This is a genomic window from Archangium sp. (genome assembly GCF_036277355.1).
In the GTDB taxonomy this organism is placed as follows: Bacteria; Myxococcota; Myxococcia; order Myxococcales; family Myxococcaceae; genus Archangium.
Genome location: NZ_DASUNC010000156.1, coordinates 12,825 through 37,780 on the forward strand (window position 1 = coordinate 12,825; position 24,956 = coordinate 37,780).

General features: G+C 67.3%; 23 protein-coding genes. 13 read left to right on the forward strand and 10 right to left on the reverse strand.

Annotation, left to right across the window (positions count from 1 at the left end):
• Positions 1-93: 93 nt before the first annotated feature.
• Complete coding sequence (locus VFZ09_RS38790) at positions 94-1,437, reverse strand: hypothetical protein (protein ID WP_329732820.1); 1,344 nt, start codon at positions 1,435-1,437, stop codon at positions 94-96.
• Positions 1,438-1,630: 193 nt separating this feature from the next.
• Here VFZ09_RS38790 and VFZ09_RS38795 point away from each other — a divergent pair, with 193 nt between their 5' ends.
• Positions 1,631-2,473 carry a hypothetical protein gene (locus VFZ09_RS38795; protein ID WP_329732821.1) on the forward strand — a complete coding sequence of 281 codons (843 nt, stop codon included), beginning with the start codon at positions 1,631-1,633 and terminating at the stop codon, positions 2,471-2,473.
• 56 nt (positions 2,474-2,529) lie between these two features.
• On the opposite strand, the gene VFZ09_RS38800 is transcribed toward VFZ09_RS38795, so the two are convergent.
• Together VFZ09_RS38800 and dgt are read right to left on the reverse strand one after the other, a co-directional pair.
• Positions 2,530-4,371, reverse strand: a complete 1,842-nt coding sequence (locus VFZ09_RS38800) for a hypothetical protein (protein ID WP_329732822.1) — start codon at positions 4,369-4,371, stop codon at positions 2,530-2,532.
• 202 nt (positions 4,372-4,573) lie between these two features.
• Positions 4,574-5,986 carry a dGTP triphosphohydrolase gene (dgt, locus tag VFZ09_RS38805; protein ID WP_329732823.1) on the reverse strand — a complete coding sequence of 471 codons (1,413 nt, stop codon included), beginning with the start codon at positions 5,984-5,986 and terminating at the stop codon, positions 4,574-4,576.
• A 294-nt stretch (positions 5,987-6,280) separates the two neighbouring features.
• Between dgt and VFZ09_RS38810 the strand changes: the two genes are divergently transcribed.
• Together VFZ09_RS38810 and VFZ09_RS38815 are read left to right on the forward strand one after the other, a co-directional pair.
• Complete coding sequence (locus VFZ09_RS38810) at positions 6,281-8,008, forward strand: lamin tail domain-containing protein (protein ID WP_329732824.1); 1,728 nt, start codon at positions 6,281-6,283, stop codon at positions 8,006-8,008.
• Positions 8,009-8,224: 216 nt separating this feature from the next.
• Complete coding sequence (locus tag VFZ09_RS38815; protein ID WP_329732825.1) at positions 8,225-8,482, forward strand: GON domain-containing protein; 258 nt, start codon at positions 8,225-8,227, stop codon at positions 8,480-8,482.
• A 47-nt stretch (positions 8,483-8,529) separates the two neighbouring features.
• On the opposite strand, the gene VFZ09_RS38820 is transcribed toward VFZ09_RS38815, so the two are convergent.
• Positions 8,530-9,621 (reverse strand): alkene reductase, encoded by a 1,092-nt coding sequence (locus VFZ09_RS38820; protein ID WP_329732826.1) that lies wholly within the window; start codon positions 9,619-9,621, stop codon positions 8,530-8,532.
• 55 nt (positions 9,622-9,676) lie between these two features.
• Here VFZ09_RS38820 and VFZ09_RS38825 point away from each other — a divergent pair, with 55 nt between their 5' ends.
• The 4 genes from VFZ09_RS38825 (at position 9,677) to VFZ09_RS38840 (ending at position 12,323) form a co-directional block, all read left to right on the forward strand.
• Positions 9,677-10,648 (forward strand): AraC family transcriptional regulator, encoded by a 972-nt coding sequence (locus VFZ09_RS38825; RefSeq protein WP_329732827.1) that lies wholly within the window; start codon positions 9,677-9,679, stop codon positions 10,646-10,648.
• 94 nt (positions 10,649-10,742) lie between these two features.
• The gene (locus VFZ09_RS38830; protein ID WP_329732828.1) at positions 10,743-11,327 is read left to right on the forward strand and encodes a superoxide dismutase; all 585 of its coding nucleotides are present in this window, start codon (positions 10,743-10,745) and stop codon (positions 11,325-11,327) included.
• Positions 11,328-11,526: 199 nt separating this feature from the next.
• Positions 11,527-11,985, forward strand: a complete 459-nt coding sequence (locus VFZ09_RS38835) for a hypothetical protein (RefSeq protein WP_329732829.1) — start codon at positions 11,527-11,529, stop codon at positions 11,983-11,985.
• Entirely contained in the window at positions 11,982-12,323 is a 342-nt protein-coding gene (locus VFZ09_RS38840) for a hypothetical protein (RefSeq protein WP_329732830.1), read from the forward strand. The genes VFZ09_RS38835 and VFZ09_RS38840 overlap by 4 nt, the downstream gene beginning before the upstream one ends.
• Before the next feature lie 181 nt (positions 12,324-12,504).
• On the opposite strand, the gene VFZ09_RS38845 is transcribed toward VFZ09_RS38840, so the two are convergent.
• Positions 12,505-13,659: an XRE family transcriptional regulator gene (locus VFZ09_RS38845; RefSeq protein ID WP_329732831.1), complete on the reverse strand. Its 1,155-nt coding sequence runs from the start codon at positions 13,657-13,659 to the stop codon at positions 12,505-12,507.
• Positions 13,643-14,305 carry a hypothetical protein gene (locus VFZ09_RS38850; RefSeq protein ID WP_329732832.1) on the reverse strand — a complete coding sequence of 221 codons (663 nt, stop codon included), beginning with the start codon at positions 14,303-14,305 and terminating at the stop codon, positions 13,643-13,645. Before VFZ09_RS38850 ends, VFZ09_RS38845 begins: the two co-directional genes overlap by 17 nt.
• 620 nt (positions 14,306-14,925) lie before the next feature.
• Here VFZ09_RS38850 and VFZ09_RS38855 point away from each other — a divergent pair.
• From VFZ09_RS38855 to VFZ09_RS38870, 4 genes are all read left to right on the forward strand, one after another.
• Entirely contained in the window at positions 14,926-16,404 is a 1,479-nt protein-coding gene (locus VFZ09_RS38855; protein ID WP_329732833.1) for an HNH endonuclease, read from the forward strand.
• 22 nt (positions 16,405-16,426) lie between these two features.
• A complete protein-coding gene (locus VFZ09_RS38860) occupies positions 16,427-16,864 on the forward strand; it encodes an SMI1/KNR4 family protein (RefSeq protein ID WP_329732834.1) in 438 nt (145 codons plus the stop codon).
• A gap of 55 nt (positions 16,865-16,919) precedes the next feature.
• Complete coding sequence (locus tag VFZ09_RS38865) at positions 16,920-17,723, forward strand: hypothetical protein (RefSeq protein WP_329732835.1); 804 nt, start codon at positions 16,920-16,922, stop codon at positions 17,721-17,723.
• Between the two features lie 176 nt (positions 17,724-17,899).
• Entirely contained in the window at positions 17,900-18,844 is a 945-nt protein-coding gene (locus VFZ09_RS38870; RefSeq protein ID WP_329732836.1) for a hypothetical protein, read from the forward strand.
• A 123-nt stretch (positions 18,845-18,967) separates the two neighbouring features.
• On the opposite strand, the gene VFZ09_RS38875 is transcribed toward VFZ09_RS38870, so the two are convergent.
• Positions 18,968-19,777 carry a hypothetical protein gene (locus VFZ09_RS38875; RefSeq protein WP_329732837.1) on the reverse strand — a complete coding sequence of 270 codons (810 nt, stop codon included), beginning with the start codon at positions 19,775-19,777 and terminating at the stop codon, positions 18,968-18,970.
• Between the two features lie 157 nt (positions 19,778-19,934).
• Between VFZ09_RS38875 and VFZ09_RS38880 the strand changes: the two genes are divergently transcribed.
• On the forward strand, positions 19,935-20,123 hold the full coding sequence (locus VFZ09_RS38880) for a hypothetical protein (protein WP_329732838.1): 189 nt from the start codon (positions 19,935-19,937) through the stop codon (positions 20,121-20,123).
• Positions 20,124-20,210: 87 nt separating this feature from the next.
• On the opposite strand, the gene VFZ09_RS38885 is transcribed toward VFZ09_RS38880, so the two are convergent.
• The 3 genes from VFZ09_RS38885 to VFZ09_RS38895 all read right to left on the reverse strand — a co-directional run bounded on the left by VFZ09_RS38885 (position 20,211) and on the right by VFZ09_RS38895 (position 24,051).
• Positions 20,211-20,978 carry a hypothetical protein gene (locus tag VFZ09_RS38885; protein WP_329732839.1) on the reverse strand — a complete coding sequence of 256 codons (768 nt, stop codon included), beginning with the start codon at positions 20,976-20,978 and terminating at the stop codon, positions 20,211-20,213.
• Between the two features lie 800 nt (positions 20,979-21,778).
• On the reverse strand, positions 21,779-22,369 hold the full coding sequence (locus tag VFZ09_RS38890) for a hypothetical protein (protein WP_329732840.1): 591 nt from the start codon (positions 22,367-22,369) through the stop codon (positions 21,779-21,781).
• An 11-nt stretch (positions 22,370-22,380) separates the two neighbouring features.
• A complete protein-coding gene (locus VFZ09_RS38895; RefSeq protein ID WP_329732841.1) occupies positions 22,381-24,051 on the reverse strand; it encodes a hypothetical protein in 1,671 nt (556 codons plus the stop codon).
• A gap of 360 nt (positions 24,052-24,411) precedes the next feature.
• On the opposite strand from VFZ09_RS38895, the gene VFZ09_RS38900 reads away from it, so the two are divergent.
• A complete protein-coding gene (locus VFZ09_RS38900) occupies positions 24,412-24,579 on the forward strand; it encodes a hypothetical protein (RefSeq protein WP_329732842.1) in 168 nt (55 codons plus the stop codon).
• Positions 24,580-24,956: the final 377 nt, after the last annotated feature.

Below are 24,956 nucleotides of genomic sequence, written 5' to 3' on the forward strand. Positions count from 1 at the left end.
TCTCCCGGAGGGCGAGGGGAGAGGGCCTCGGGTGTCAGCACATGGCAACTGGTCCGATTGTTGGACCAGTTGGTACGCCGCGCCGCCGGAACCTCAATCGACTTCCAGCAGGTCCAGTGACTGGATGAGGGGCTGGGGCATCTGCCACAGCCCCGCCTGGTTCCGGTATCCGACGTCGAAGGCATCCAGGATGGCGGGCCAGCGATCCTCGAAGAGCGCCCAGTTGTACTCGGTCGGCTTCGAGGTGAGGAAGTTGTGGTCCCGGTCCGGTTGCCGATCGGCGTAGTCGCTGAACTCCCAGGCGACGGGCCCCAATGGCAGACGCAGTGTCGGCGTCATCGCGTGCATGAGGGCGTCGCGGGGCACCTCGCCCGTGCGCGGGGTGGCCGGCGTGAAGGCCGGCTGCACGGCGTTGTGCTGCTCGTGCCACGCCAGGTAGTTGTTGGCGAAGCCGATGAGTGCATTGCGCTCCGGGCCCTCCGCCGTCCGCCGCGCATCCTCGAACAGGGCGAAGGCGGCCACGAGCAAGCTCCGTCCCCCCACCTCGGGCAGCACGGTCGCGAAGTGCGTGGGCTGGGGCGAGTCCTTCACGTGCTCGAGTGCGTACTCCCGGGCCCGCCGCGCCTCGCCCACGGAGGCTCCGTCCAGCGCGAAGCCCTCCACCACCTGGAGCGGCTTCACCTCGTTCCCGCCCGAGCGCCCGCGCCACTCGAGGTACGCACGCGCCGCCGTGGCGATGTCCCCGTAGATGGCCACGTTCCCATCGAGCAGCAGCTGCTCCAGCGTGCGCACCACCGACTCGGCCTTGTCGAGCGGCAGGGCGCCCGGCGCGTCATGGAGCACGCGAGCCATCCGCCAGGTGGTGATCCACAGGGTGCGCGGGTCCGCGAGCACGTCCAGATTGGCCGCGCTCAGCAGTGTGCCCAGGGAGGCGGCCACGTCATGCGACAGGCCGAAGAACCGCAGCGTGCCCGCCACCTTCTCCGCCACGAGGCGATCCGGACCGGAGAGTCCTCCGCGGTCGAGCGCCCGCTGGATGGAGGGAGAGGGCTCGCCCTGGGCGGTGTCGATGATGGCCCGGGCGAGGTACGCACCGAGCATCCCCTTGCCCGCCTCCAGCGACGCGTGGGGGGCGAAGGCGAACCAGTTGCACAGGACGCGGCTGCTCCCGCCGGGCTGGTACCCGGGCTCGAGCAGGGCCTGCAGCTCATGGGCGAGCTGGATGTAGCCCTGGGTGATGCGGTGGTTGATGTCCAGCGCGCGGGACGAGTCGGCCACCAGCCAGGGCGCGGGCTCGCGGAGGACGTTGCGAGGACGCGAGGCCTCCAGGCGGACCGAGGGCTCGGACGAAGCCGGCGAGGGCAGGGGACCGGATGCGCCGGTGCCTACCGGAGTGATACCGCCTGGGTTGCTGGACGAAGGATCCTGGTTCGACAAGCGCTGAGCCCCCATGTGCCACGCGAGACCGGCCCAACACACGGAGGTGGCATCCGTGTGCCGGGAGCCTCCTCGGAGGCTCGGAGAGCGGCCGATGCACCGCTCCGTTCGTCCCGTGTCCCCGGCTCCGAGCCGGTTGCTCGCGGACGTCCGCCGCCCAACGTTCTACACGGAAGAAGGGAGCGCGGCGTAGATGCGGAAGCCGACCTGGTGGGATTTGGGAATCGCGGTGCTCGGACTGGTGCTCGTGTGCAGCGCCACGCAGGGCGTGTCTCTGGCGCAATCTCCGTACCCCGAGGGCTCCGTGGGTGATGTCACCCAGGACACGCGCATCACGGGGACGTCGGACGGGATGGGCTCGGACCAGGGGCTGACGACCGGCGATACGACGGCCCAGACGGGCACGACGGCCCAGACGGGCACGGGCGGCTCCGGGACCGGTGACACCACGCAGGACACGGGGACGGGGACGCAACAGCTGTCGGCGCTCGAGACCCAGCAGCGGGTGGAGATCGCCCGGTTGCGCGCGCAGGTGGCCACCCTCGAGCAGCAGGTCGCGCAGATGCGGGTCCAGCTCGCGCGGGCCCAGGCGGCCCAGGGCACGGGCACGGGCGGCAGCGGCCAGGACATGGGCACGGGGGGCAGCGGGACCGGGAGCTCCGCCGCCGGCAACTCGAACGCCGAGGCGCCCGAGGGCACCCCGGGCATCGGCTACTCCACGGCCGAGGGCGCGGGCGGTGGCGGTACCGCGGGCAAAGCGGCGGACACCCGCAGCGAGGGCGTCGCGGTGGCCAATGTCATCCACCGGGGCCGCGTGCGCTCGGTCACCCCGCAGCAGCTCGTGCTCGACGAGGAGGACGGAGGTACCAGCACGCTGTCGCTCGCCCGGGACGTGCGCGTCACCCAGGGGCGCCAGCAGATGGCCCTGAAGAACCTCAGCGAGGGCACCCTGGTGCGCACCTCCGCGGACCTCTATGCCCGCGGCAACCCGGTGACGAGCATCGAGGTGCTGTCCTCCCCCAAACCCAGGAAATGACAACGCCCCCTCCCGGTGCGCGGGAGAGGGCGGAGTCCTTCATTCACGCAGACTGACTACGGGCAGAGGAAGCGCACCCGGTAGTCCTGGCAGATGCCGTCGGGCTGCTGCGAGTTGACGCACACGCCACCGGAGAGCGAGCAGCTGTAGACCTCGCCCGTGCTGGTGTACGGGGCGCCGCCGGCCGTCTGGCACTCCACGCCGACGGGGTTGGAGCAGACGGAGTAGCCACCGGCGATGAGATCGGACAGCGTCTCGTAGTCACCGCTGCCACCGGGGGCGTCGCGGTTGAACCAGCCCGTCCACGTGGGGGTGGAGCCGTTGACCTGGATGGAGCGCGCGGTGGTGGCGTTGAGCTGCCGGCCCCACGAGTCGCTCAGCGCGGTGAGCTGCAGCGTCTTCGCGCCGCTGGTGGACCAGGCCTTGCCCGCGGCCGTGGCGGTCTGCGGCGCGCCGCTGACGTTGGTGGAGGTGCTGTCACCCCAGTCGAAGCGGTAGTTCACCGTGTCCCCGTACGGCCAGCAGGGGCGCATCTTCGCGGTGTAGCCCGTGGAGGTGTTCACGTTGGTGCTCGCCGGGCCGCCAATCATGGGGCGGATGGCGCTCGAGCCGCCGCTGATGAGGTCCCAGAACTTGATGTTGCGGCGCTGGGTGCTCCACAGGTTGTTCCACTGCGTGGGGTTGCCGCCGAAGGCCGAGGCCTGCGCGGTGATGAAGAGCCGCCAGTCGAGGTTGAAGGTGAGGGCGCTCACCGTCTCGTTGATGCCGTTGCCATCCGCGTCACCACAGGCGTTGCCGTAGTAGCCCCACAGGTCGCCGTACAGGTAGGGACGCACGCCCACCTGCGCATAGGCGAGCCACTCGGAGTACAGGTAGGCGCGCACGGCCACCTGCACCCAGACGGTGGGGTACACGCGGCCCGACACGCTGCCCGTCAGCGGCTGCAGCGAGTTGCCGCCCAGGTTGTAGTTGGCCCAGCCGCCGCACCCGCTCAGCGTGCAGGTGTAATCGAAGGCGCCCGTGGCCGTCTGGTTGCCGTTGTAGTTCACCTGGCCGGTGACGCTCGCCGACACGTCGAGGCCCAGGTTGATGGGCAGGTTGAAGCCGATGTGCACCGGCACCGGTCCGATGAAGAAGTTCAGCGAGCCCAGCGACGGCTTGGCGATCTCCTTCTGCCAGCTCCAGTTGTAGCTCAGCGTGCCGTTCACCGACGAGCCGTTGGCCACGCTCACGTTGCCCCAGGCCCGCGCGTGCTGGAAGTTCACGCCGTAGGGCACGCACACCCAGAAGATCTTGTGGCGCTTGACCTTCATCACCACCTCACCCGTCGCGCTGCCGTTGATGTTGCCCGTCGCGCTCAGGGTGCCCGAGAAGCCCGAGCCGAAGTTCTGGCTCGTGGAGATGGGCGTGTTGAGGGTGAAGCTCTTGCTCTTGCTGAACGTCTGGTCCGAGCACGAGCCGAACGGCCCCATCGTCTGCACGCCCGCCGGCACCTCCTCGTCCGGCGGCTCGGCGATGGCCTTCAGCGCCTCGGTCAGCTCGCCCTTCTCGTAGGAGAGGGCGATCTCATCGGCGATCTTCTTGTCGAGCACGAAGACCGTCTCGTCCTTGGTCTCGACGGCGGCCGCGGCCAGCTCCTCCTGGAGGTAGGGGTGCAGCGGCAGCTGGTAGAACGCCTCGCGCACCGTGCTCTTGATGTTGTAGATGTCCTGCGAGTAGTAGCGGCCGTCCCCATCCACGGCATAGCCGCTGATGTTCTTGAGCTGCCAGCCCGCGCCCTCGGCGAGCACCTTCTCCGCGTAGTACTTGTCCTCGGGCACTTCCTGCGCGAACGCGGCGCCTCCGGTGACGAACGCCATCCCCGTGCCGAGGCACAGGGCGAGATTCTTCCAGGTCATGGACTCTCCCCTCTTGGATGCTTGAAATGGACGCGCGAACACCTCTCACGTCTGGCTTTGTATTGCAAGCCTTCCGGTCAATTCCTGAATTGTTGCCCCGGAGGCTACAGAGGGGGAGTGGGGAGGTGGCCCCGGGTGCAACGGCAACCGTGTTGTCCGTGCGGCAACAGCCGGGTGTCTGGGATTGAGAAAAGGAGAGGGATTACTCCGGCAGCTTGATGCCGGAGAGCCGCTGGTAGAGCTCCACCGCGAAACCATCCGTCATGGCGGACACGTAGTCCGTCACGCACAGCAGCCGCTGGTAGGGCGTCAGCCGCTCGATGGCCTCGTCCCGGTTGTCCAGGTACGGCCCCGGGCGCTGGAAGAATTCGATGGGGAGGAGCTGCCGCAGCTTCTTCTCCTGGAGGTCCGGCGTGTCCGCGAGCACCGCGGGCGCGAACATGTCCAGCAGGCCGCCCAGCGTCTTGAAGCCCGCCGCCTCGATTTGCAGCACGCGCTCGCTCTCGTAGCCCTTGCGGCGGGTGATGCCGGTGATGGCCTTCAGCCGGGCGTCCACCTCCGGCCGGGCCGATACCAGCGACTGCTCGAAGCGCCCCACCTCCATTGCCTCCACGTGCTCCTCGAACGCCGCCACACACTCCTGGATGAGCGCGGAGATGGCGCCCGCCCGGGCCACGCCCATCCGCGACTCCCAGTCCACCTTCTCCTTGAGGGCCCGGAAGTGGCCGCTGAGCTCCGCCACGCTCTCCAGCAGCGAGCACGCCTCCTCCATGGGGATGAGGCCCAGCTTCGCCGAGTCCTCCAGGTCGATGAGCGCGTAGCAGATGTCATCCGCCGCCTCGACGAGGAAGGCCAGCGGGTGGCGGCTGAACACGTCCGGCTCGCGCTCGGTGAGCCCCAGCGTGCGGTACACCTCGCGCGCCAGCTGCGCGTCCTCCTGGAAGAAGCCGAACTTCTTCTCCGAGATGCGGCTCTTGTCCTTCGGGCGCCGCCCCGGCAGCACCGAGGGCCTCGGGTACTTGCTCATGGCCCCCACCGTCGCCACGGTGTAGCGCAGCCCGCCGTCCCGGTTGCGCGCCTGCAGCCGCGCGAGGATGCGGAAGCCTTGCGCGTTGCCCTCGAAGCGCAGCAGATCCTGTTCCTCGCTCCAGGTGGCGAACGGCCAGACCGGCTCCGTGCGCTCCTTGGGCATGCCAGACAGGAAGCGCTTGTCCACCCAGTGCTGGATGGCCGCCTCTCCCGAGTGGCCGAAGGGCGGATTGCCGATGTCGTGCGCCAGGCACGCCGCCGCCACGATGGTGCCCAGGTGCGGCGGCTCCACCTTCACGTCCCGCTGCTTCAGCGCCCGCCCCGCCAGCTGTCCCAGCGAGCGCCCCACGCTCGAGGCCTCGATGCTGTGCGTCAGCCGCGTGCGCGTGTAGTCGCTCGAGGACAGCGGAAACACCTGCGTCTTGTCGTGCAGGCTCCGGAAGGCGCTCGAGAAGACGATGCGGTCGTAGTCGACGTCGTAGGCCGTCCGCTCATCCCGCGTGTCCAGGGGCGGCCGATCCTTCTTGTCCCCCACGCGGTGCGGGGAGAGGAGCTGCTGCCACCGTTCGGTTCGTTGATTGCTCACAGGTGCCTCGTGCCAGGCGGCGGTGGGGGGGACCGCGCCATCCTGCGGTGGGGGCACCCCGGGGCAAGTTTCCCGGCGGCCCTCGGGCGGCGGTCCATCGAGAGGCCAGCATGCCCCAGGGGTCCCACGTCACACCGGCGGTGACACCGGCACGGGCTCCGCCCCCGCCAGGACCCGGTGACCCGTGAATCGAGCACGGGGTTTTTCCAGCCCCGCAGGTGAATTTCGCGTGGATTGAATTTTGAGAAAATAGATGCTTCCTTGGTGCCTCCCCCCCAGCCGAGGAGGCGTCGTATGAAGAAACTGCTCCGGTCCCTGTGTTTCGCCCTGCCCGTGATCGGGCTGATGGAGCCCGCCAGCGCGTGGGCCCAGACGAAGGTGCTGTTCGAGGCGATGCACGCGCAGACGGCGGGCAACGCGGATTGGGTGCTGGACGAGGACACGTGCGGCACGGCCCAGCGCTACCCCACCCCGGCGCAGAGCGGCATCACCGCCACCACCCCCGAGACGTACTGGGGCGGCGCCTACTCGGCCTTCGGCGTGGCCCTGGTGAAGAAGGGCTTCTCGGTGGAGAGCCTGCCCACGGGCAGCCGCATCACCTACGGTGACACCAGCAACGCGCAGGACCTCAAGAACTACAAGGTCCTCATCCTGCCCGAGCCCAACATCCGCTACACCACCGCAGAGCGCACGGCCATCCAGGCCTTCGTGAGGAACGGGGGCGGCGTGTTCCTCATCTCGGACCACGGGAACTCGGACCGCAACAACGACGGCTGGGACTCGCCGGAGATCCTCAACGAGCTGATGACGGGCGTGTCCTGGGGCCTGCGCTTCCAGGTGATGGGCGAGCCGGACAACTGGTTCAACGACAACCCGAACTCGAAGTACACCACGGACACCACGTCGCCCATCGTCCACGCGGGCGCCTATGGCAAGGCCACCGTGGGCAAGGGCCTGGGCCTCTTCGGCTCCACCTCCATCACCCTGGACCCCACCGCCAACCCCAACGCCAAGGGGCACGTGTGGATGACCACCGGCACGGTGGGCGCCAACACGCGGGTGACGTTCGCCACCTCCACGGATGGGACGGGGCGCATCGCGGCCATCGGTGACTCCTCGCCCTCCGAGGACGCCACCAACGGCTGCGGCCACACCACCTACAACGGCTGGAACGAGACGCTGTACGACAACGCCCTCATCCACCTCAACGCCATGGCGTGGCTGGCGGGCGCGGGCAGCGGCGGCGGGAGCTCCGATACCACGGCGCCCACCGCTCCGAGCGGCCTGAGCGCCTCGGCCGTGTCCTCGAGCCAGGTGAACCTGAGCTGGACGGGCTCCACCGACAACGTGGGCGTGGCCGGCTACAACGTCTACCGCAGCACCGACAACGCCAGCTTCTCGGCCGTGGCGAGCGTCTCCGGCACCAGCCACTCGGACACCGGCCGCGCCGCGAGCACCACCTACTACTACCGCGTGACGGCCGATGACGCGGCCAACAACGAGTCCGCCGTCAGCAACACCGCCTCGGCCACCACTCCGGCCGCCACCAGCGCCGCCCGGGTCATCCTCAACGAGATCCTCGTCAACGAGCCCGGCTCCGATGTCACCAAGGAGTTCGTCGAGCTGGTGAACGTGGGCGGTGCGTCCATCGACATCGGCGGCTGGAGCATCTGGGACTCCACGGCGAAGCGGCACACCTTCGCCACGGGGACGGTGCTGGGGGCGGGCAAGGCCATCGTGGTGTTCGGCTCGGCCAGTGGCGTTCCCGCGGGGATGTCCAACGCCGTGGGAGCCTCCACCGGAGCGCTGGGCCTGGCCAACAGCGGGGACACCGTCATCGTGAAGGACGCGGGCAGCGCCACCGTGGACTCGTTCGCCGTCCCGAGCTCGCTGACCAGCACCGACGGCGTGTCCGCCAACCGCAGCCCGGATGTCAGCGCGACGGGGAGCTTCGTGCTGCACACCTCGCTCTCGACGGTGGGCTCGTCGCCGGGCACGCGCGCCAACGGCTCCGCGTTCTAATATCCCCTCAATATCCCTCAATATCCCCTCAATATCCCCTCTCCCCTCGGGAGAGGGTCGGGGTGAGGGTATCTGTCCCTGTTCTCCAACCCGTGGACCCCCCCTGTGGACAGGGGGTTCAACCCGGGATGCGTGGCACCCTCACCCCGTCCCTCTCCCGGATGGCGAGGGGAAATGGGCACGGTGTCAGCCTGAGGGGGCTCAGGCCGGCTCCCGATGTGCCCAGCGCAGCAACCGGCCTTTGGCGAGGCGGGAGACTGCGTCGCCTTCAACTCCTCGACGGGCAAGGCCAACGTGGACCTGAGCGGGCTGCCCTTCGCCGTGAGCGCGACGTGGAAGACGGCCGGCTGGTACGCGGCCGGTGGGTACACGAAGTCCTCGAATGACCAGATCGTCAACGTGAGCGGCGGCGGCTTCTGCGGCGCCACCGCCGTCGACGGCGCCCTGACGGTGCGCTACCAGTACTACCAGTAGTCAGCGCTCCGGGCGGGACGGGCGGTGGGAGCACCTGGCTCCCACCGTCAGCCCAGTGCGGGGTAGTCGATGAGGCCCTTCTCCTCGCCGGTGAAGAAGGTGGCGGAGTCCGGGGTGTTGAGCGCGGCCCCCCTCCGGTAGCGCTCCACCAGGTCCGGATTGGCGAGGAAGGGCACGCCGTAGGAGACGAGCTCCGCCTCGCCCCGGGAGAGCGCCGCCTCTCCCGTCTGCGCGTCGTAGCCGCCGTTGACCATGAACGTGCCCGGGAAGGCCTTGCGCAGCAGCGGGGAGATGCGCTGCTCCGGGCTGGGGGCGCCCTGGCCCGACACGGCCTCGGTCACGTGCAGGTAGCCGAGCCCCAACCGGCCCAGCTCGCGAGCCATATGGGAGAACGTCTCGGCCGGGGTGGAGTCCGTCATGCCCGCGTAGGGGAAGGGCTGCGGGGCGAGCCGGTAGCCCACCCGCTCGGCGCCCCAGACGCCCACCACCGCGCGAGCCACCTCCAGCGGGAAGCGCGCCCGGTTCTCGATGCTGCCGCCGTACGCGTCCGTGCGCTGGTTGGAGCCATCCCGCAGGAACTGGTCCAGCAGGTAGCCGTTGCTGCCGTGCAGCTCCACGCCGTCGAAGCCCGCCTCCTTCGCATTCACGGCCGCGAGGCGGAACTGCTCGACGATGCCGGGCAGCTCGTGGGTCTCCAGGGCGCGCGGCGTCACCATGGGCGTCCTGCCCTTGAAGGTGAAGACCTGGCCGCCCTCCACGGGAATGGCCGAGGGGGCCACGGGCAGCTGGCCGTCATGGAAGTCCGGGTGCGACACGCGCCCCACGTGCCACAGCTGGGCGAAGATGACGCCGCCCGCCGCGTGCACGGCGTCCGTCACCGCCTTCCAGCCCGCCACCTGCGCGGACGAGTGGATGCCGGGCGTGCGGATGTACCCCACGCCCTGGGTGCTGACCTGGGTGCCCTCGGTGATGAGGAGCCCGGCCGAGGCGCGCTGCGCGTAGTAGGTCACCGCCAGCGGGTTGGGCACGTTGCCCTCGACGAGGGCGCGGCTCCGCGTCATGGGGGCCATCACCATGCGGTTCTTGAGCTCGAGCCGGCCCAGGCGGAAGGGGGAGAAGAGGTGGGAGAGGTTTGCCATGGCCGGAAAATGCCCGGGCCGCTATGGACGTGCCATGACATCCAGTCCAAAAGAATTGACCGATCGTCCAGCCCCCCGGGACGAGCGGGTAACGGATGTGCTGGCGGAGGTGTTGGACTCGATGCGCCTGACGACCCTGGTGTACGGCCGCCTGGAGCTCCATGCCCCCTGGGGCATCCAGTTCCCGGAGCTGGCGGGGGCGCACATCATCGTCGTGGCCCGGGGGAGTGCCCGCCTGGAGGTCGAGGGGGTGGAGGGCGCCCTCTCGCTGTCGGCGGGAGACCTGGCGCTGCTTCCGCACGGGGGCGGGCACACGCTCCGGGACGCGGAGGGAAGCCCGGTCCACGTCCTCGGCAAGGGCTCCTGTGAGCGGGGGCATGACGGACCCGGGGTGTTCCGGCTCGGCGGAGACGGGGCGCGGACGGTGCTGGTGGTGGGGTCCTTCCGGCTCGGCGCCGCGTCCCGCACGCCGCTGTTCGAGGGGCTGCCGCGGGCCATCCACATCACCGCGGACCATGCCGAGGCCTCCCCCTCGCTGCCGGCGCTCGTGCAGCTGCTCATCACGGAGAGCGCCTCGTCCAGCCCGGGGGCGACGGTCGTCATGAGCCGGCTCGCGGACATCCTGCTCGTGCAGGCCCTGCGCACGCACATCGCGGCGGGGGCGTGCCGGGAGCGGGGGCTGTGCGCGCTCGGGGATCCCCAGATTCGCAAGGCGCTCTCGCTCATCCACGAGCGGCACGCGGAGCCGTGGACGGTGGAGAGCCTCGCGACGGCCGTGGCCCTGTCGCGCTCCAGCTTCGCCGCGCGCTTCAGTGAGCTCGTGGGGGAGCCTCCGTTGGAGTACCTGGCGCGGTGGAGGATGACGAAGGCCGCCCAGATGCTGCGCGAGGGCGAGCAGCCGCTGCTCCAGGTCGCGGAGGCCATCGGCTACCAGAGCGAGGCGTCCTTCAACCGGGCCTTCAAACGTTGGGGAGGCGTCGCTCCCGGCGCGTACCGGCGCGAGTACCGCCGGTCCGCGCCAATGTAATGACAATCCGCCAATCCATTGGCAAGGCCGCTGACATATGGACGGGGACCGGGTAGAGGGAGCAGAACCACTTCTCTGCTGAAAGGAAGTACCCATGCCGTTCTCGCTGCCCGAGCTGCCCTACAAGAAGGACGCCCTCGCCCCGCACATCAGCGCGGAGACGCTCGAGTACCACCACGGCAAGCACCACGCCGCGTACGTGAACAACCTGAACAAGCTGCTCGACGGCAAGCCCGAGGCGAACAGCTCGCTGGAGCAGGTCATCCTCCACAGCGAGGGAGGCGTCTTCAACAACGCCGCCCAGGTGTGGAACCACACCTTCTACTGGAACTGCATGAAGCCGAACGGTGGCGGGCTCCCCACGGGGGACCTGGCGGATGCCATCAAGCGCGACTTCGGCTCGTTCGAGCGCTTCCGTGAGGAGTTCGCCAACGCCGCCACGACGCAGTTCGGCTCCGGCTGGGCCTGGCTCGTGCTGGAGAAGGGCAAGCTGGCGGTGACCAAGACGGGCAACGCGGACCTGCCCATGAAGCACGGCCAGAAGGCGCTGCTGACCATCGACGTGTGGGAGCACGCGTACTACATCGACTTCCGCAACGCGCGTCCCAAGTACATCGACACGTTCCTCAACAGCCTGGTGAACTGGGACTTCGTGACCCAGAACCTCAAGGGCGCCTGAGCCGGTGCATCGCGCGGCGGGCTTGCTGCCCGCCGTGTCCCGGTGGGGTAGCGCGAGGGCAGCAGCCCCCGGCCATTCTGTGAGATCTGGGCGGTAGGACGCTCCAGATGCACCGTGTAGCTCCCGTAAGGAGGGGCCGACGCGGTGCAAACACGCGAGAAGGAAGCCGGGCGGGCGAGCAGGCCCGCGAGGAGCACGCGTGGACGAGGAGAATAAGTCCGAGACGAGCGGGGCGGAAGTGGATCAGGTGGGGCCCTACCAGCTCCACGAGCAGATGGCGCAGGACGAGCACAGCCGGGGCGAACTCTACCGGGCCATGCACGAGACGAGCGGGGCGACAGCCCTGGTGCTCAGGTCCTCCCCGGAAGAGGGCGCGGAGCCGCTGCCGGACTGGCGGGGGCGGTGCATCTCCTCGGGCTCACCGGGTTACGTCGCCCTGGAGGTGGAGGATTTCGCCTTGGCCGTGGCTCCCGACAAGTACTCCGCGGAAGCGCTGGTGTGCCTGTTCGAGGAGGTGCGTGACACCATGAAGCGCATGGCCCGGGCCCTCCCGGACGCTGACGAGCTTCGCCTCGGGTTGCGGCTCGAGCTGGCACTGGCTGGCGCCCCGCCGCGGTGGGCGCCCTGGTCTTCGCGCTGCTCCGCCCGGCTCCCGTGAGCCCACCGCCAGACAGCGCGGACCCCCTGGTGCGCGCCGCGCCAGCACCCATGGGCCAGGAGGTGCCGACGGACACGGTGCTACCCCTCACGGGCCACTCGCTCCGGAGCGCCACGGATGGGGGGCCATCGCCCATCGCCCACCCGTTTCCGCGCAAGCCCTACAAAGGGCAGAAGCGCCCTCCCTGCACGCCTCGTATCGAGGTGGAGATCATGGGCGCCTGCTGGGTGCCTCATGATCTCAAGGCCCCATGCCCGGAGGAACTCTACGAGTACCAGGGCAAGTGCTACATGGCGGCCATGCTGCCCCCGCCGGAGCCCCGCTCGATCGAGCAGTGAGTGGCCACGGGGAGCACCCAGCAGGCGTGGTGCTGAACCTGGCGCAGCCGCTGTCAACACGCCCCAATTCCCTGCCTCTCTCTTCAAGAGAGGGCTGCCAGGGCAGGGGGGGCCCAGGGGTTGCACCGTGTACCGGCGCGGCACGCGGCCTTGCTGGCCCTCCCATGGAGCGGTGCACGCACTACCCAGTAGGGCGAGTGCGGCTGAAGGGGATGACGCGACCACTGGCCTCTGGTGCCTCTGGCTTCTGCGACATCGGGTCGATACCAATGATCCGGTTGAACGTCTCCGGCAGCCAGCCGAGCTCCTTCGCAATGAACAGAGGTGTAGCCCCAGTTCGTTGCTCTATGTGCTTGAGGGAGTTCTGGAGCAGCTCAGGCGGTTCATCTTCCGGCTCGTCTGGTTCGCCCTTGTGCCAGCGCCTGTACATGTAGTGCTTCCAGGCGCGTCGGTACTCAATCGCGTCAATGCGCCCCAAGTCATAGGCACGCCGCACGATGGCAGCTGCGCTGGCTTTCCACCGCCGCTTCATTGCGAAGACAGTCTCCCAGTTCAGCTTCGTCTGGTGCGGAAACTCACGCAAGAAGCCTGTGCGCGGCAGGAGGAATGCGCTTGCGAAGAAGTCCGCATCCTTCTCCTGTTCCGGGTCCCCAGAGCGGAGCCCCACATGCAAAATGAGGTGACCGAACTCATGCGCTATGTCCCACCGAGCACGCGAGGTGCTGCTCTTGTCGGTGTTGAGGACAACGACGGGATGCGTACCCATGCGCGAGAAGGCATCAACGCTCAGCGCGTCACTTTCCTCAGTCGAGGCCCCAAAGCGCGTGACAACCACGCCCCGGCTCTCCAACAGCCGAACCATGCTCGTAATGGGACGGTCTAGCCCCAGGCCTATCGTGCGGCGGCTGTTCTCCGCCACCTGTTCAACGGCCTCCTTTCCGGTCGCGCGTTCGCTCGGAATAGAAATTGTCGGGAACTTCAGACGCGCAGCCTTCAGGTGCACCGCCACCTGTCGCACGTACATCCCGAACACGGTGCCATGTGCCAGCACCCGGGTCTTCAGCGAAACGGGCATCCTCTCGCTTCGAAATTGGCAGTCCTCCTCTCGAAACTCCTCCTTGATGGGGACGAAGAAGTACCGAGGCGAGAACCCGAGCGCCTGTCCGAGCGCCTTGACGAGCAGTTCGTCAGGCTTACGTAGCTCGGTCTCGAAGTGGTGGATGGAGGAGTGCGACACATCCACCATCTGAGCCAGGTCGGCCAGCGTCATCCCGCGGAAGTTGCGTGCGATCCGCAGGTTGCTCCCAATGAAGGCCGCTTCATTCGTCGCGGTCATCGTCCACTGTGCCGCCTTCGGCGGCCTCCGTGCCAGTCTCCTCCGCTGCCGGAATCTCTTCGGGCTGCGGCGGCGCGAACTCTACTCCTTCTGGGCGGTGGTCGGTCAGGACCGTGAGTCCTGCCGCAGCCTGGCGGAATGGAATCTCGAACGCGTTCCGATAAGAACCAGTACTGTCCACCTCCTCGATCGTGATGCTCATCACTTCGGCGGTGATGGGGTTCACGTCAACCGCGAAGCGCCACGCCCAGTCGATGTCCGCCCGAGTGACCGTGTTCAGGTCGAACAACTCCAGATTGGCCCGCTGCTCCTTGGTGGAGCGCTTGCGGGCGCTTCGCGACGGGGTCTCCGGGTCTCCGTTGAAGAACCGAAACGGGACACCGCCGATGGAGGCGACGAACTGCATGGAGTCGTCGACGATCCCGAGCCATGGGTAAGCACCGGACTTGTGCGCCTCTTCCAGCTCGTGCACGACACGCGAGTACTCGGTAGACCCCGGAACCCACCTGCCGAAGCGCAGGTCGCCCTTCTCCGGCTGAATATGGCGGGCCACCTCTTCGTGAACGCGATTGATGATGCGCGCGACGTCGAGCAGACGGTCCAGCGTCAGCTCGGGGTAGATCTCCCACGGCAGCTTGGCTCTCATACAAGGGGATAGTGGATCGCCATTTAGAATTCCGCAATATTTTTTATACAGGTCGGCAAGTTTTATACGTGTCGTCGAGATTTATACCGATCCCTGTTTGCGTGTCGCGCGGAGCCTTCGACACCCTTTCGGGCGCGCTCGACGGCCCCACCACTTCGGAGTGCATCGCGCCGGGTGAGCCCGTGCCGGAGACGGTGTCGAGACGGTGTCAAAGGACTCGAAACGAGGGAGGCGAGCGAGAACGAGAGCTGGAGTGGACGGGTGAACCCACCGGCCGCCGAGTCTTTCCGGGGGGGGGGCGGTTGCCCCGAGGGGTGCATCGCCGTCGCGGATAGTACGGAGGATGTCTCGGCCAGCTTTCCCCTCCTCTCTTTTCCGCCGCGTGTCGTGTCGGCTCGCGTCACTCGAATTCTCTGGCACTGCGGACGGCGGACGACACTGCGGACGGGCTTGTCCCAATCAAATGATGTGGACCAAGCTCCGCCCTCATGCCGACTGCGAGCAGGAGAGGGCGCAGGCCACCACCGAGCCAGGAGCGCACGAGCCGAGTCCCTCGAGGGTTTCGCCCGTGGGCAGTGACGCTGTTGCTGGCCTTGGCCGCATGCGCAACGGACGATGGAATGCGGTGGGAGCAGGAGCCCGCCAGAGCGGTGGCGGAGGAGTCCTGCGAGTCGGTGGCCGGGCCCGCGCGGGTGGTGCTCGAGGCGGAAGGCGGCCGACAGGTGGTGCTCCCCGTCCTGCCCCGGCGCGAGCCCGTGCGTTTCTCCCAGTCCGAGTTCGAGCACGCCATGCGACTGCTGGTGGCGCAGCTCCCCGGCCCGCCCCAGCCCCTCTTCCACCGGCCGGGCAAGACTCCGATGCTCTCCGGGGCCTGGCGAACCTCGCGCTCCTCGCAGCTCGCCTGGTCGAGTTCGTGCTCCCAGCACGAGGCCCCTTCGCGCTGCGTGACTCTCCGAGAGCCTGAACTGCACCTGGACGAGGACGAGCGGGCGGACATGGCGCTCATGTTCGCGTTCGAAAGCCTCTGGCCCGGCGTTCAGTCAGTCGTAGAGGCCTCGGTAGACCCCGAGCAATTGAAGATGGCTGTCTACACCTCGCTCTCCACCTACCTCGGCTTGTTGCTACTGCCCGAGCCGACCTCCAAGCTGATCGCGCTGGGGATGACGGTGACGCTGGTCGCGTACCTGGGAACGGATACGCTCTTCAACGTAGTAGAGGGCTACCGGCGGTTACAGGAGGCTGTCCGGAGCGCTCGCTCCCTGCTGGAGTTGAGGAGCATCGGAGAGCGCTACGGACGAGTGCTGGGCGTGCAGGTGGGGCGGGTGCTGGTGCTGGTGGCGACGGCGGCACTGGGGTGGACGGCGCACGGGATGATGAAGGGCCCGGGGCTGCCGGGCTCTGGCCGGGCAGCACAACTGCTCGAGGCGGAGACGGGGCTGGACTTGTTGGCGGTAGCCCGCCAGGTACAAGCCGTGGTGGTGGCCCGGCCCGCGGTGACGGTGACCCTGATGCCGACGGCCGCGTACATGGCGCAACAGGGCGTGAGCGGCAGCCAGGGCGTGGGCGCCTCGGACCCTGCTTCCTCCAACGGAGGCCCGGACCCGAAGCGCCACCGCATCGAGCATGTGGAGGAATGGCGCAAGCCCAGGCTCACCCCGGACGGCCGAGTGCTGCCCTACATGGGGACAAGGCAGCCGCCTCAACCCATTGCCATTCTCGGACGCAACCGCGCGGGCAAGACGGTGACGAACGGGAAGGAGACCGTCCGCTTCGACAAGCACGGCTTCGCCGAGTTCGAGACGAAGTTCGAGACGCTCATTGATGACGTCCACATCGGGAGCAGCAGCCACAGGATGCATTTCAAGGCGGCCAACCAACGACTGTATGAGGCGGTCAAGGCCGATCCCCGTCTGGCAAAAGAGCTGAATCTCTCTCCAGGAGAGATTCAGGCGTTACCGACGAGCGTTACTGCTCCAAGTGGTTATACATGGCATCACCACCAGGACGTAGGCAGGATGCAGCTCATTACGGATGGCGCACACCAGCTTGCGAGACCGCATACTGGAGGGATGTCCATCTGGGGAGGCGGATACCCGTAGATTTTCGGAGGGAGGAGTTCAAATGAGTGTTCACTGGAGACCGCACGTCCTGAAAGCGTCAGGTTCCGTCAGTCCACATGAATTGGAGCGGATCGAGTCCGCATGGGGAGTCAAACTTCCCGATGACTACAAGCGGGTTGCATCCATGTATCAGGGCATGGCCCCCGAGCCCAATGGGTTCAGGGTTGGGAGAGGCGACAATGCCTTGGGGGTGCTACTGACAGTCTCCGAGCATGAGGGGAGGGAGAGCTACTCCATCCTCAATTCATACGAAGTCATTCGCTCCCATGTCCCATCGGGCATCTTCCCCTTCGCCAGAACCCCTGGTGGAGAGGACCTGTGTTTCGACTACCGAGGCTCGCCCGAACAGCCTCGTATCGTCCTCGTCTCCGTCGAGGGCTCCGTCCACCCCGTCGCCAACAGCTTCCAGGATCTCATGGACGGGTTGTACGACGACTGAAACCAGCCCATGGACCAGCTGTGATGCCCACCTCGTTGTGGTAGGGCGCGAGGCCATGAACATGGAACACTCCCAGGTGCTCGAGTTTCCAGCGTGGCTCTATGGCACCAAAGCCGCAATCCTCCGCGAGGTGAGAGCCGAGGGGCACTGGTGGGCTCGGGAGTATCTCGAGACCGGTGCCTTTCCCCAGCCCCGGCAGATGCGACAGGTGTCACCCGGCGAAGTGCTGGTGATGCACCCGGTGGCTGACTTCGACACGGGCGACCCCTGCTGGCGGATGCACATGTTCATCGAGGTCTTCATGGGCTTGGATGAAGGCGTCCCGAAGGAGGAGCGCCCGCGCATGAGTGACGCCTTCGAGTCCTTCTGCTTGAGCACCCCTTGGGGGGCTCTCGACCATGCCGTGTCTCCACCCCCGCCGCAGAGCGCGGAGCGCATGGCGAACCGGCTCGCCGCCTTGCTCCGCTTCTGGGAGGTGCTCCAGGGCCTTCGCTACGCGTTCGGGTCGTTCGAGCAGAAGTACACGCTGGAAGAGCTCATGGATGACATCTACCGCGGGACCCTGGAGGCCTGGTGCCCCGGAGGCCCTGCTCCTGTTCGCGAGCACCTGGCGCTGACGGTGGAGCGCATGTCTCGCGCCACCCGGGAGGACTGCCTGGAGGCCGTGCTCCGGGTCATTCCTGGAATGGTCGAGGTGGATACCGATCTCAAACACCGCGAGGTGCTCGGCGACCCGGGCTTCTTGCGTGAGCGCCTTTCCGCACTTCCCCCGAAGAAGTTCGAGGATATCTCCAGCGCCTACAAATACGCGGTGTCCACGCAGTTGTCGGACTGGGACAGGGAGTTGGGGCGGCATTAGAGCGGTTGGCCAGGCCGAAACCTGAGCGCATCAGCGCTGGGGGCCTGACCTGGCGTGTCCTTCGCATTCCAGGAGGGCACCCGCCCGTGATTCTGCCTGGGCCACTCGTCTCCCGCGAGAAGCCCGCCGTGCCACGCCGCTGACGCCTGCCCCTGCCTGCGCGTAAGCTGATTCACATGTCCCTCCGTCACGCTCTCTCCTGCTTCTCGCGCGGGCTCGCCGTGGCCGGCGCGCTGCTCGCGCTGCCCTCCCTGGCCGACAGCGCCAGCCCCACGCTTCACGCGGTGACCGCGCGCAAGGGGAACAAGACGTTCAAGACCGATGCGCTCGTCATCTACTACGAAAACATGATCTCCGGCCGCGAGGTCCGCTCGGGCAAGCAGGTGCGGATGCCGATGCCCGCATTCACCCGGCTCGAGATCCACGGCGGCCGCTACACCTTCCAATTCCCTCCCGCGTGCAAGGACGGAAAGCCGCGCACGCTCGTCCTCGACAACGCGCGCTTCTCTCCCGGCATCTCCCTCCGGGAGCCTTCGCTCTGCGCACTCGCGCCCACCGAGGTGGTGCTCGGGCCCATGAGCGGCAAATCACCCGACTGCTCGATGTCCAAGGCGCTGCGCGCGAAGGTGGCGAAGATGGAGAAGGAGTGCGAACAGGAAGGCGGCTGCGGTGACTTCGAGCCGTGCAGCTTCGCCTACGAGAAGAACTACCGGCCCTGCGAGCAGCTCTTCTCCTCGGGGCCGCTCGAAGGCGAGTGGACGTCGCTCGACCGTCTGGAGGGACAGTACGACCCGGCGAATCGCGCCCAGACCGCCGCGGCCTGCCGGGCGGGAAACCGCGCGGCCTGCTCGGACCTCATCCCCGACCGCCCCAAGAAGATCCGCTGCCACGGCCGGTTCTCCAATGGCACCGGGTTCGGCACCTGGGTGGAGAGCGAGGCCGAGTGCATGCTCCACGGCTATCTCCAGGTCCTCGGTGCGCAATGCGAGGACGGAAAGCGCATCGACGGACAGGTCTTCTTCGCTCCGCAAGGCGCGGCGGAGAAGTGGCAGCCGGTCCTGACGCCTCCGCCCCAGGAGCTGCTGGAGTCCATCCCGGGAATGGGGGCGGACGGTTCGTAGGAGGCGAGGCTCTGGGGGACGAGGGGCCGCAGGAAGGGTGTCAGACGATTCGTAGGGGACAATGTGTCGGTACGAGTCCTTTGACACCTTTCCGGGACACCTTTCCGGGCTTCACGCGCCTGCTCAGGGGGCCACGAACAGGGTCCACTCGGTGCCGGTGCCGGTGGCGGCCGCGTTGACGCCCTGGGCCGCGTCGGTCCGGTTCAGGTAGTCCCCCTTCACCGACTTGAGCTTCACCTTGCCGCTGGCGAACTCGGGCGTCCACGCGTTGCCGGCGGCGCCGGTGGCCGCCGCGATGACGGCCGGGGCCGCGTCGGTCCGGTTCAGGTAGTCCCCCTTCCACGACTTGAGCTGGAACTTGCCGTCCGCGGCGCACTCGAGGGTCCACACATTGCCAATGCCGGTGCCCCACGTGGTGACGCTCGCAGCGGTGTCCGGACGGTGCAGGCCGTCCCCCTTCGACGACTTCAGATGCACCTTCTTGCCGCACGCGGCGAGCTCGACGGTCCACGTATTGCCAATGCCGGTGCCCCACGTGGTGACGCTCGCAGCGGTGTCCGGGCGGTGCAGGCCGTCCCCCTTCGACGACTTCAGCGTGAGCTTGCCGCCGGTGAAGACAGGCGTCCACACGGTGCCGGTGCCGGTGGCCGCCGCGTTGACGCCCTGGGTCGCGTCGGTCCGGTTCAGGTAGTCCCCCTTCGACGACTTTACCTTCACCTTGCCGTCCGTGGTGCACTCGAAGGTCCACGCGTTGCCGGCGGCGCCGGTGGCCGCCGCGATGACGGCCGGGGCCGCGTCGGTCCGGTTCAGGTAGTCCCCCTTCCACGACTTGAGCTGGAGCTCCAAGCCGCAATAGGGGAAGGGCGCCGGGGTGGTGGGGGTCTGGGCGAGCGTGTTGGCCAGCAGGACGGAAGCGATGGAAGCGAGCATCATGGTCAATTCCTCACAGCAAGGGTTGATATCCGACAAGGGTTTGGATTCAGGACCGCGCGGTCGTCTCATAGCAACCGGCAGGCCAGTCCCTTGGGGCCCACGTGTCAGAGGAGGGGCAGGGGGACGGAGAGGGGGCTCGAGGCCTTTGACACGCCAGTTGACGCGTCAGCGAGGCCGGCTGGCGTGTCGGCCCATCCAGCAACGCCAGTGCCTGGGTCCCCCCTGCCAACCACCCGACTGCTCGATGTCCAAGGCGCTGCGCGCGAAGGTCGCGAAGATGGAGAAGGAGTGCGAACTGGGCCGCCAGCAGCTGCCGTTGCGCGGAGTCGTACGGCTCGGCTGGTAGCGGAGAGGCGGCGGCACGGTGGTCGTGCCGGGTCGCGTCACTCGAATTCTCTGACACCCTTTCGGGGGGACACCCTTTCGGGCACATCTAGTAATACATCGGCGCGCACTTGTAGTTGGGGCTGGAAACGGTGTTCGACGTCACCCCGGTGCTGTCGGTCACCTTGAAATCGAGTCTCAAGACGTCATAGGCGCTCGCTGTGGCGGAGACAGCGCGGCAGGACATGTCTACGGTCCACATGTCCAGGTACGAGGGCCAGCTGTATTCCATCTGGTCGTAATAGGAATACACGGATGTCTTCCAGGAGGGCGTATAGGAGCCGGAGCCTCCGCTGCCCGTCCCGGTGCATCGCACCGTGGTCGTGGAGATACGGTCGCAGGAAACGGACGCGGTGGTGGGGCACGGCTCGGTGACCGTCCGGGTCACCGACTTGTAACTCTCCCGGCAGACCGTCTTGGTGCCATCGCTGGCGACCACCATGGGGTAGGCCCGCACCTCGAAGAGCCGCGGGCCGCAGGCCACGCCCGTGCGGCTGTAGGACCAGGTGCCGCTGGCGCCCAGGCGCTCGGTGCTGCTGGGCGTCTGCCCATCCACGGAGAACTCGAGCGACACGGCGTTGGCGAAGGTGGAGACCGCGTAGGTTCCCGCCCCGGCGAGCTCGCCTTGATACGTGCTGATTCCGTCGAGGGTCAGGCGGGTGACGCTCAAGCCGGAGCACATCGCCGCCTCCCGGGTGCCCAGGGGCTCCTCGGACGGGGCCCACCCGGACCCGGGGATATCACCCTCACCACAGGCGGCCAGCAGCAGTCCGGACAGGAGTCCAAGGGTGGAGCGGGCAGGGCGACGTTGCGGCATGGCCTTCCTCGTGAGCGATGGGGCGCTCCGGTGTGAGCGGAGTGGAATCCTTCCCAGTGTATATGAAAAATGGCAGGGAAGTCGTGTTTTCCTGTAACGGCCTGAGTCGCGGGGATTCCACCTCGGATACCCCCCAGCATCGCGAGTCGCCCGCCCGGGAGTGCCGTGCCGCGGGTGCCGGTGTGCCTCGAGCGCTTCCACGGCCGAGCCGGGGAGATCGACCGTGCGCTCGCGCTCGAGGAGCCCACGAGTCGTGACCACTGCGCTCCCGGGCAGCGCGCTATGTTCGCAAGCATAGGAAGGACAGGAGCCCTCTTGGGCGTAGCGGGCGGGAGCAGAGCGGGAGGTGAGGGACGCTGACGGGGAGCCCATGCTTCCTGGATCGCGCCTGGCACACGCTGGCCTTCGTACGCGAGGAGCCGGGGGCCGCGGAGGCCACGCTCGACGAGGAGACGCTGCGCCTGCTGCACAAGACGGTGAAGAAGGTGGGCAAGGACATCGAGGCGCTGCGGCTCAACACCGCGGTGAGCGCGCTACGGAGAAGAAGTTCGTCTACGTGCCGGGCCGCATCATCAACCTGGTGGTGGGCTGAGCGCGGGCTGGGGTGGGGGCTCCGAGCCCCCGCCTCCAAGGTGTCTGACTCCCCTCTCCCACTGGGCGAGGGCCAGGGTGAGGGTATCGAGGGTCCGTATTCGTTGGTCCCTGGAGGAATCGGCTCCGTGCTTCGTCGTGCGGCTCACGGAGTGGAAGTGATTCCCCTGGGCTGAGGCGGGCCCGGTGGCATGCGGTTTCCTCCTCCATCAGTTGGCGTCGATCAGCCGGCGGAGGTACGGCAGCGGGAGCTCCGTCGGCCCTCGGGCTGGAATCCTCACACCCCGGTCACCGGCGAACGGCTTCAGCACCCCGAGCATGAAGCTCATGCAGTCCTGTGCGCCCAGCGTGTAGCGCAAGATCGTCCTCCGCTGCTCAGTGAACGACGGAAGCCCGCCGCTCACCACATCCGCTGCCGCGGCGATGGCCTGGTCGTAGGCCGCCTTGCTGACGAGCAGAACCAGGCAGTGCTCCTGTGTGGCAGTGAAGAGTTCCTCTTCGATCGAGCCTTCCACGGAGGGGCGCAGGCCGAGGTACGTCAGCAGGACGGCGCCAGGCGGAGCATACGTCGTATGTCCAACCGCGAGGTACCGGCGGGCGCCCTTGCGTGGCTTCATGCTGTACCCGACGAACGCGTGCCCAGGCAGGTTCAGTGCCGCGCTCGGGCTCGGGCGCGCGCAGAAGGACAGCGAATACTCCGTCCCATCCGGTTCGGAAGCCTTCGTGAGAGCGAGTGTTTTGTGGGGGGCGGCGCTGACTGCGACGAGAGCAAGGATCGAGAATGTGCTGACGAATGCCATGGGCAGACTCCCTAGCGTGGTACGCCCTTCCCGAGCTTCACCCTCCGGGTCAGGGTCCTCCCATTCAGATCGACGAACACGACATCGACCTTGTCGCCCGGCTCGAACTCCGCGAGCATGGCCTCGAGGTCCGAGACCGAGCCGATCGGCCGGCCTCCGAGCTTCCACATGATCTCCCCCTGCAGGACCCCGGCCCTGGCGAGCGGACTGCCCTGCTCGATGCACGTGAGCAGGATGGAGCCGACGATGGGGCCGCCCCGGAAGCCACAGACTCCCAGCCGGGCGGGGGAACTGCGTGCATCTTCCGGCTTCAACATCAGGGTGATCGCGCGCTGCACCGAACGCTTCGACACATCCGTCCAGACCTTGGATTCGCTCGTCGAGATGCGCTCGTGCGCAACGCGGAAGAAGTCGCCGGAGATCCGGGTCGATGAATCCTGGAAACGGACACCTTTCGCGAGGAAAGTGGCGTAATCGCCCCTGTTGAGCGCCGCCGCGGCCCCCACGGCATCCACTTCCGCGAGTGTCACGCCCTGCTGGAGTGCGTTGGCATACTGCAGATGGGCATTCGCGAGATCGACCTTGCCGGCGTTCTTGGCTTCGTCCGCCGCCGCGAGGTGGGCCGCAATCGTCTGCTCCTTCGAGAGGGTGGGAAAGAACGTCGCTTCGAATCGCGCCACTTGTGCGTCGTCCGCGTCGTTCATCACGATCATCGTTCGAGCCTGGGTCCCGCTGCTCACCTCCCGCGACAGACTCTGCTCCATCGATTGCTTCACCTTCGTGCGGCGGGAGCCGATATGGAAGATCTGCATGCCGGATGACTTGCTGCTGGTCATCACCCGTTGGCTCTCCTGGATGTAACTGTCCAAGATGGACTCGACCTCGAACGAGGCATCGATGCTGCCCACCTGTGCGTCGCGGAATCGATAGCTGACCTGGACCTCGAAGTTTCCGTCGGCGACGCGCTGCACGACCTCCTCGGAGGGCTGCTTCACGGCCAGCACCGGGAGCGAGCCGGAGAGCGCCACGGAGCCCGGGATGAACCGCTGCGAGACGACGTCTCCGTCAATGAGCAGCGCCACCACGAGCTCGTTGAGCCCCGTGGTCTCGGCCCGGTATGACCGCCACCGCGCCAGATTGGCTTCCTGCTTGCTCAGAAGCCTGGTGTACGCGCCGCAGTCTTCCCCGACCGCCTGCATGAGCATGGGCATGCTGTTCAGCCAGGGATGCATCAACGGATTGCCTGCGGCGTCCCGGCTCGGCCCGGGCAAGTACGCGGGTTGTGGCTCGCCGCCCGTCTGCACGGCGATGCCAATGCCCTGCGGCTCGGTCGGCAGCGAGCCGGAGTAACGCAGAGGAATGTTGATGGACTTGATGGAGGCCGCAGGAGCATCACCGGGAGTCACCTGCCTCCCCCCGCTCGAGAAGAATTGAATCTTCTCGCGGACCACCGACACCTCGGGCAGCAGGAAGACACGCGGATTCGTCCCGGGCCCGCCGGGCTCATAGAACCCCGCCGAGTGATAGAGGCGGTAATCACCGTTGGCATCGAGGTCGTAGTAGTTGTCGACGGTGAAGAAGATCGTGTTGGCGGTCAGCGCGGGCCCTTGCGCCCCACTCGAGGATGGAGCAACGGAACTCAGCAGTGCGGCCAGAGCGGCCAGCGACATGGATTTGTGCATGATGGACGGCCCCAGGAGCGAACAGGGACTACGAATCCCTGGCTAGCATTTGCCGTGCCTGTACATGGGAGAGCAGCGCGCTCGAATCCCCTGGACTCCCTGGCGCAAGTCTTGCGCCTCACACCGGGAAGAGCGCAAAACGCACACGCGCGCGCCCCGGCATGCCTCCAGCAGCCCACCTCGATGCGTGGAGGGTCGCACAGGAAGTCGGCCAGCACCTGGGGGCCTTTGCCACTCCAGTCGGGGGTATAATGGATGGAGGTATCCGCGATTGATGCGCCGAACCGATGGAGCCCCGCCCCGTTTCCAGGCCGCTCCAGGGCATTGCCCGGGGACGCCCGGGCACCGAGAGTCCGCGGCATGAAACTGCGTCCCATTGCCGAAGTTGGTGCCGAGCTGGGCCTTTCTCCAGAGGATGTGCTGCCGTGGGGGCGGGATCGCGCCAAGGTGTCGCTGGAGGCACTCGGCCGCCGCTCGCACCAGGGGCGGCTGGTGCTAGTGGAGTGTCCGACAAGTTTTTCAACATAGTCCATCGTCCTGGAGCGAAGCATGGTGCGGCCTCCGGGCACGAGTTCGAGCAACTGGTCCGATGGTCGGACCAGTTCGAGCGACGCGCGGCCGGAAGGTGCTTCCAGGGTCGGATTCTGGCTTGAGCGCGGATGGTCTTCGGTGTCGTCTCCGCGAGGTGGACCGGCTCTCGGGGGAGCATTCTCCCAATGGTGCGAGCCTCTCTCGAATATGTTGAAGAACTTGTCGGACACTCCACTAGTACTACAGTTGGACTTCCAAAACAGATTGAGAACCGTCGCGCTGGCCGGGGGCAATAGAGGAACCGCACCTTGAGGCAGGCAGACCTCGTCATTCATAGGAGTAACGGCGTCGCCCCTGGCTCGCAACTTCTCAGG

Coding starts and splice junctions, on each gene's coding strand:
- VFZ09_RS38875 (WP_329732837.1), bottom strand. CDS start 19,777: ATGATGCTCGCTTCCATCGCTTCCGTCCTGCTGGCCAACACGCTCGCC.
- VFZ09_RS38890 (WP_329732840.1), bottom strand. CDS start 22,369: ATGGCATTCGTCAGCACATTCTCGATCCTTGCTCTCGTCGCAGTCAGC.
- VFZ09_RS38870 (WP_329732836.1), top strand. CDS start 17,900: ATGTCCCTCCGTCACGCTCTCTCCTGCTTCTCGCGCGGGCTCGCCGTG.
- VFZ09_RS38830 (WP_329732828.1), top strand. CDS start 10,743: ATGCCGTTCTCGCTGCCCGAGCTGCCCTACAAGAAGGACGCCCTCGCC.
- VFZ09_RS38860 (WP_329732834.1), top strand. CDS start 16,427: ATGAGTGTTCACTGGAGACCGCACGTCCTGAAAGCGTCAGGTTCCGTC.
- VFZ09_RS38865 (WP_329732835.1), top strand. CDS start 16,920: ATGAACATGGAACACTCCCAGGTGCTCGAGTTTCCAGCGTGGCTCTAT.
- VFZ09_RS38885 (WP_329732839.1), bottom strand. CDS start 20,978: ATGCCGCAACGTCGCCCTGCCCGCTCCACCCTTGGACTCCTGTCCGGA.
- VFZ09_RS38800 (WP_329732822.1), bottom strand. CDS start 4,371: ATGACCTGGAAGAATCTCGCCCTGTGCCTCGGCACGGGGATGGCGTTC.
- VFZ09_RS38795 (WP_329732821.1), top strand. CDS start 1,631: ATGCGGAAGCCGACCTGGTGGGATTTGGGAATCGCGGTGCTCGGACTG.
- VFZ09_RS38815 (WP_329732825.1), top strand. CDS start 8,225: ATGTGCCCAGCGCAGCAACCGGCCTTTGGCGAGGCGGGAGACTGCGTC.
- VFZ09_RS38820 (WP_329732826.1), bottom strand. CDS start 9,621: ATGGCAAACCTCTCCCACCTCTTCTCCCCCTTCCGCCTGGGCCGGCTC.
- VFZ09_RS38845 (WP_329732831.1), bottom strand. CDS start 13,659: ATGACCGCGACGAATGAAGCGGCCTTCATTGGGAGCAACCTGCGGATC.
- VFZ09_RS38900 (WP_329732842.1), top strand. CDS start 24,412: ATGAAACTGCGTCCCATTGCCGAAGTTGGTGCCGAGCTGGGCCTTTCT.
- VFZ09_RS38810 (WP_329732824.1), top strand. CDS start 6,281: ATGAAGAAACTGCTCCGGTCCCTGTGTTTCGCCCTGCCCGTGATCGGG.
- VFZ09_RS38895 (WP_329732841.1), bottom strand. CDS start 24,051: ATGCACAAATCCATGTCGCTGGCCGCTCTGGCCGCACTGCTGAGTTCC.
- VFZ09_RS38850 (WP_329732832.1), bottom strand. CDS start 14,305: ATGAGAGCCAAGCTGCCGTGGGAGATCTACCCCGAGCTGACGCTGGAC.
- VFZ09_RS38855 (WP_329732833.1), top strand. CDS start 14,926: ATGCGGTGGGAGCAGGAGCCCGCCAGAGCGGTGGCGGAGGAGTCCTGC.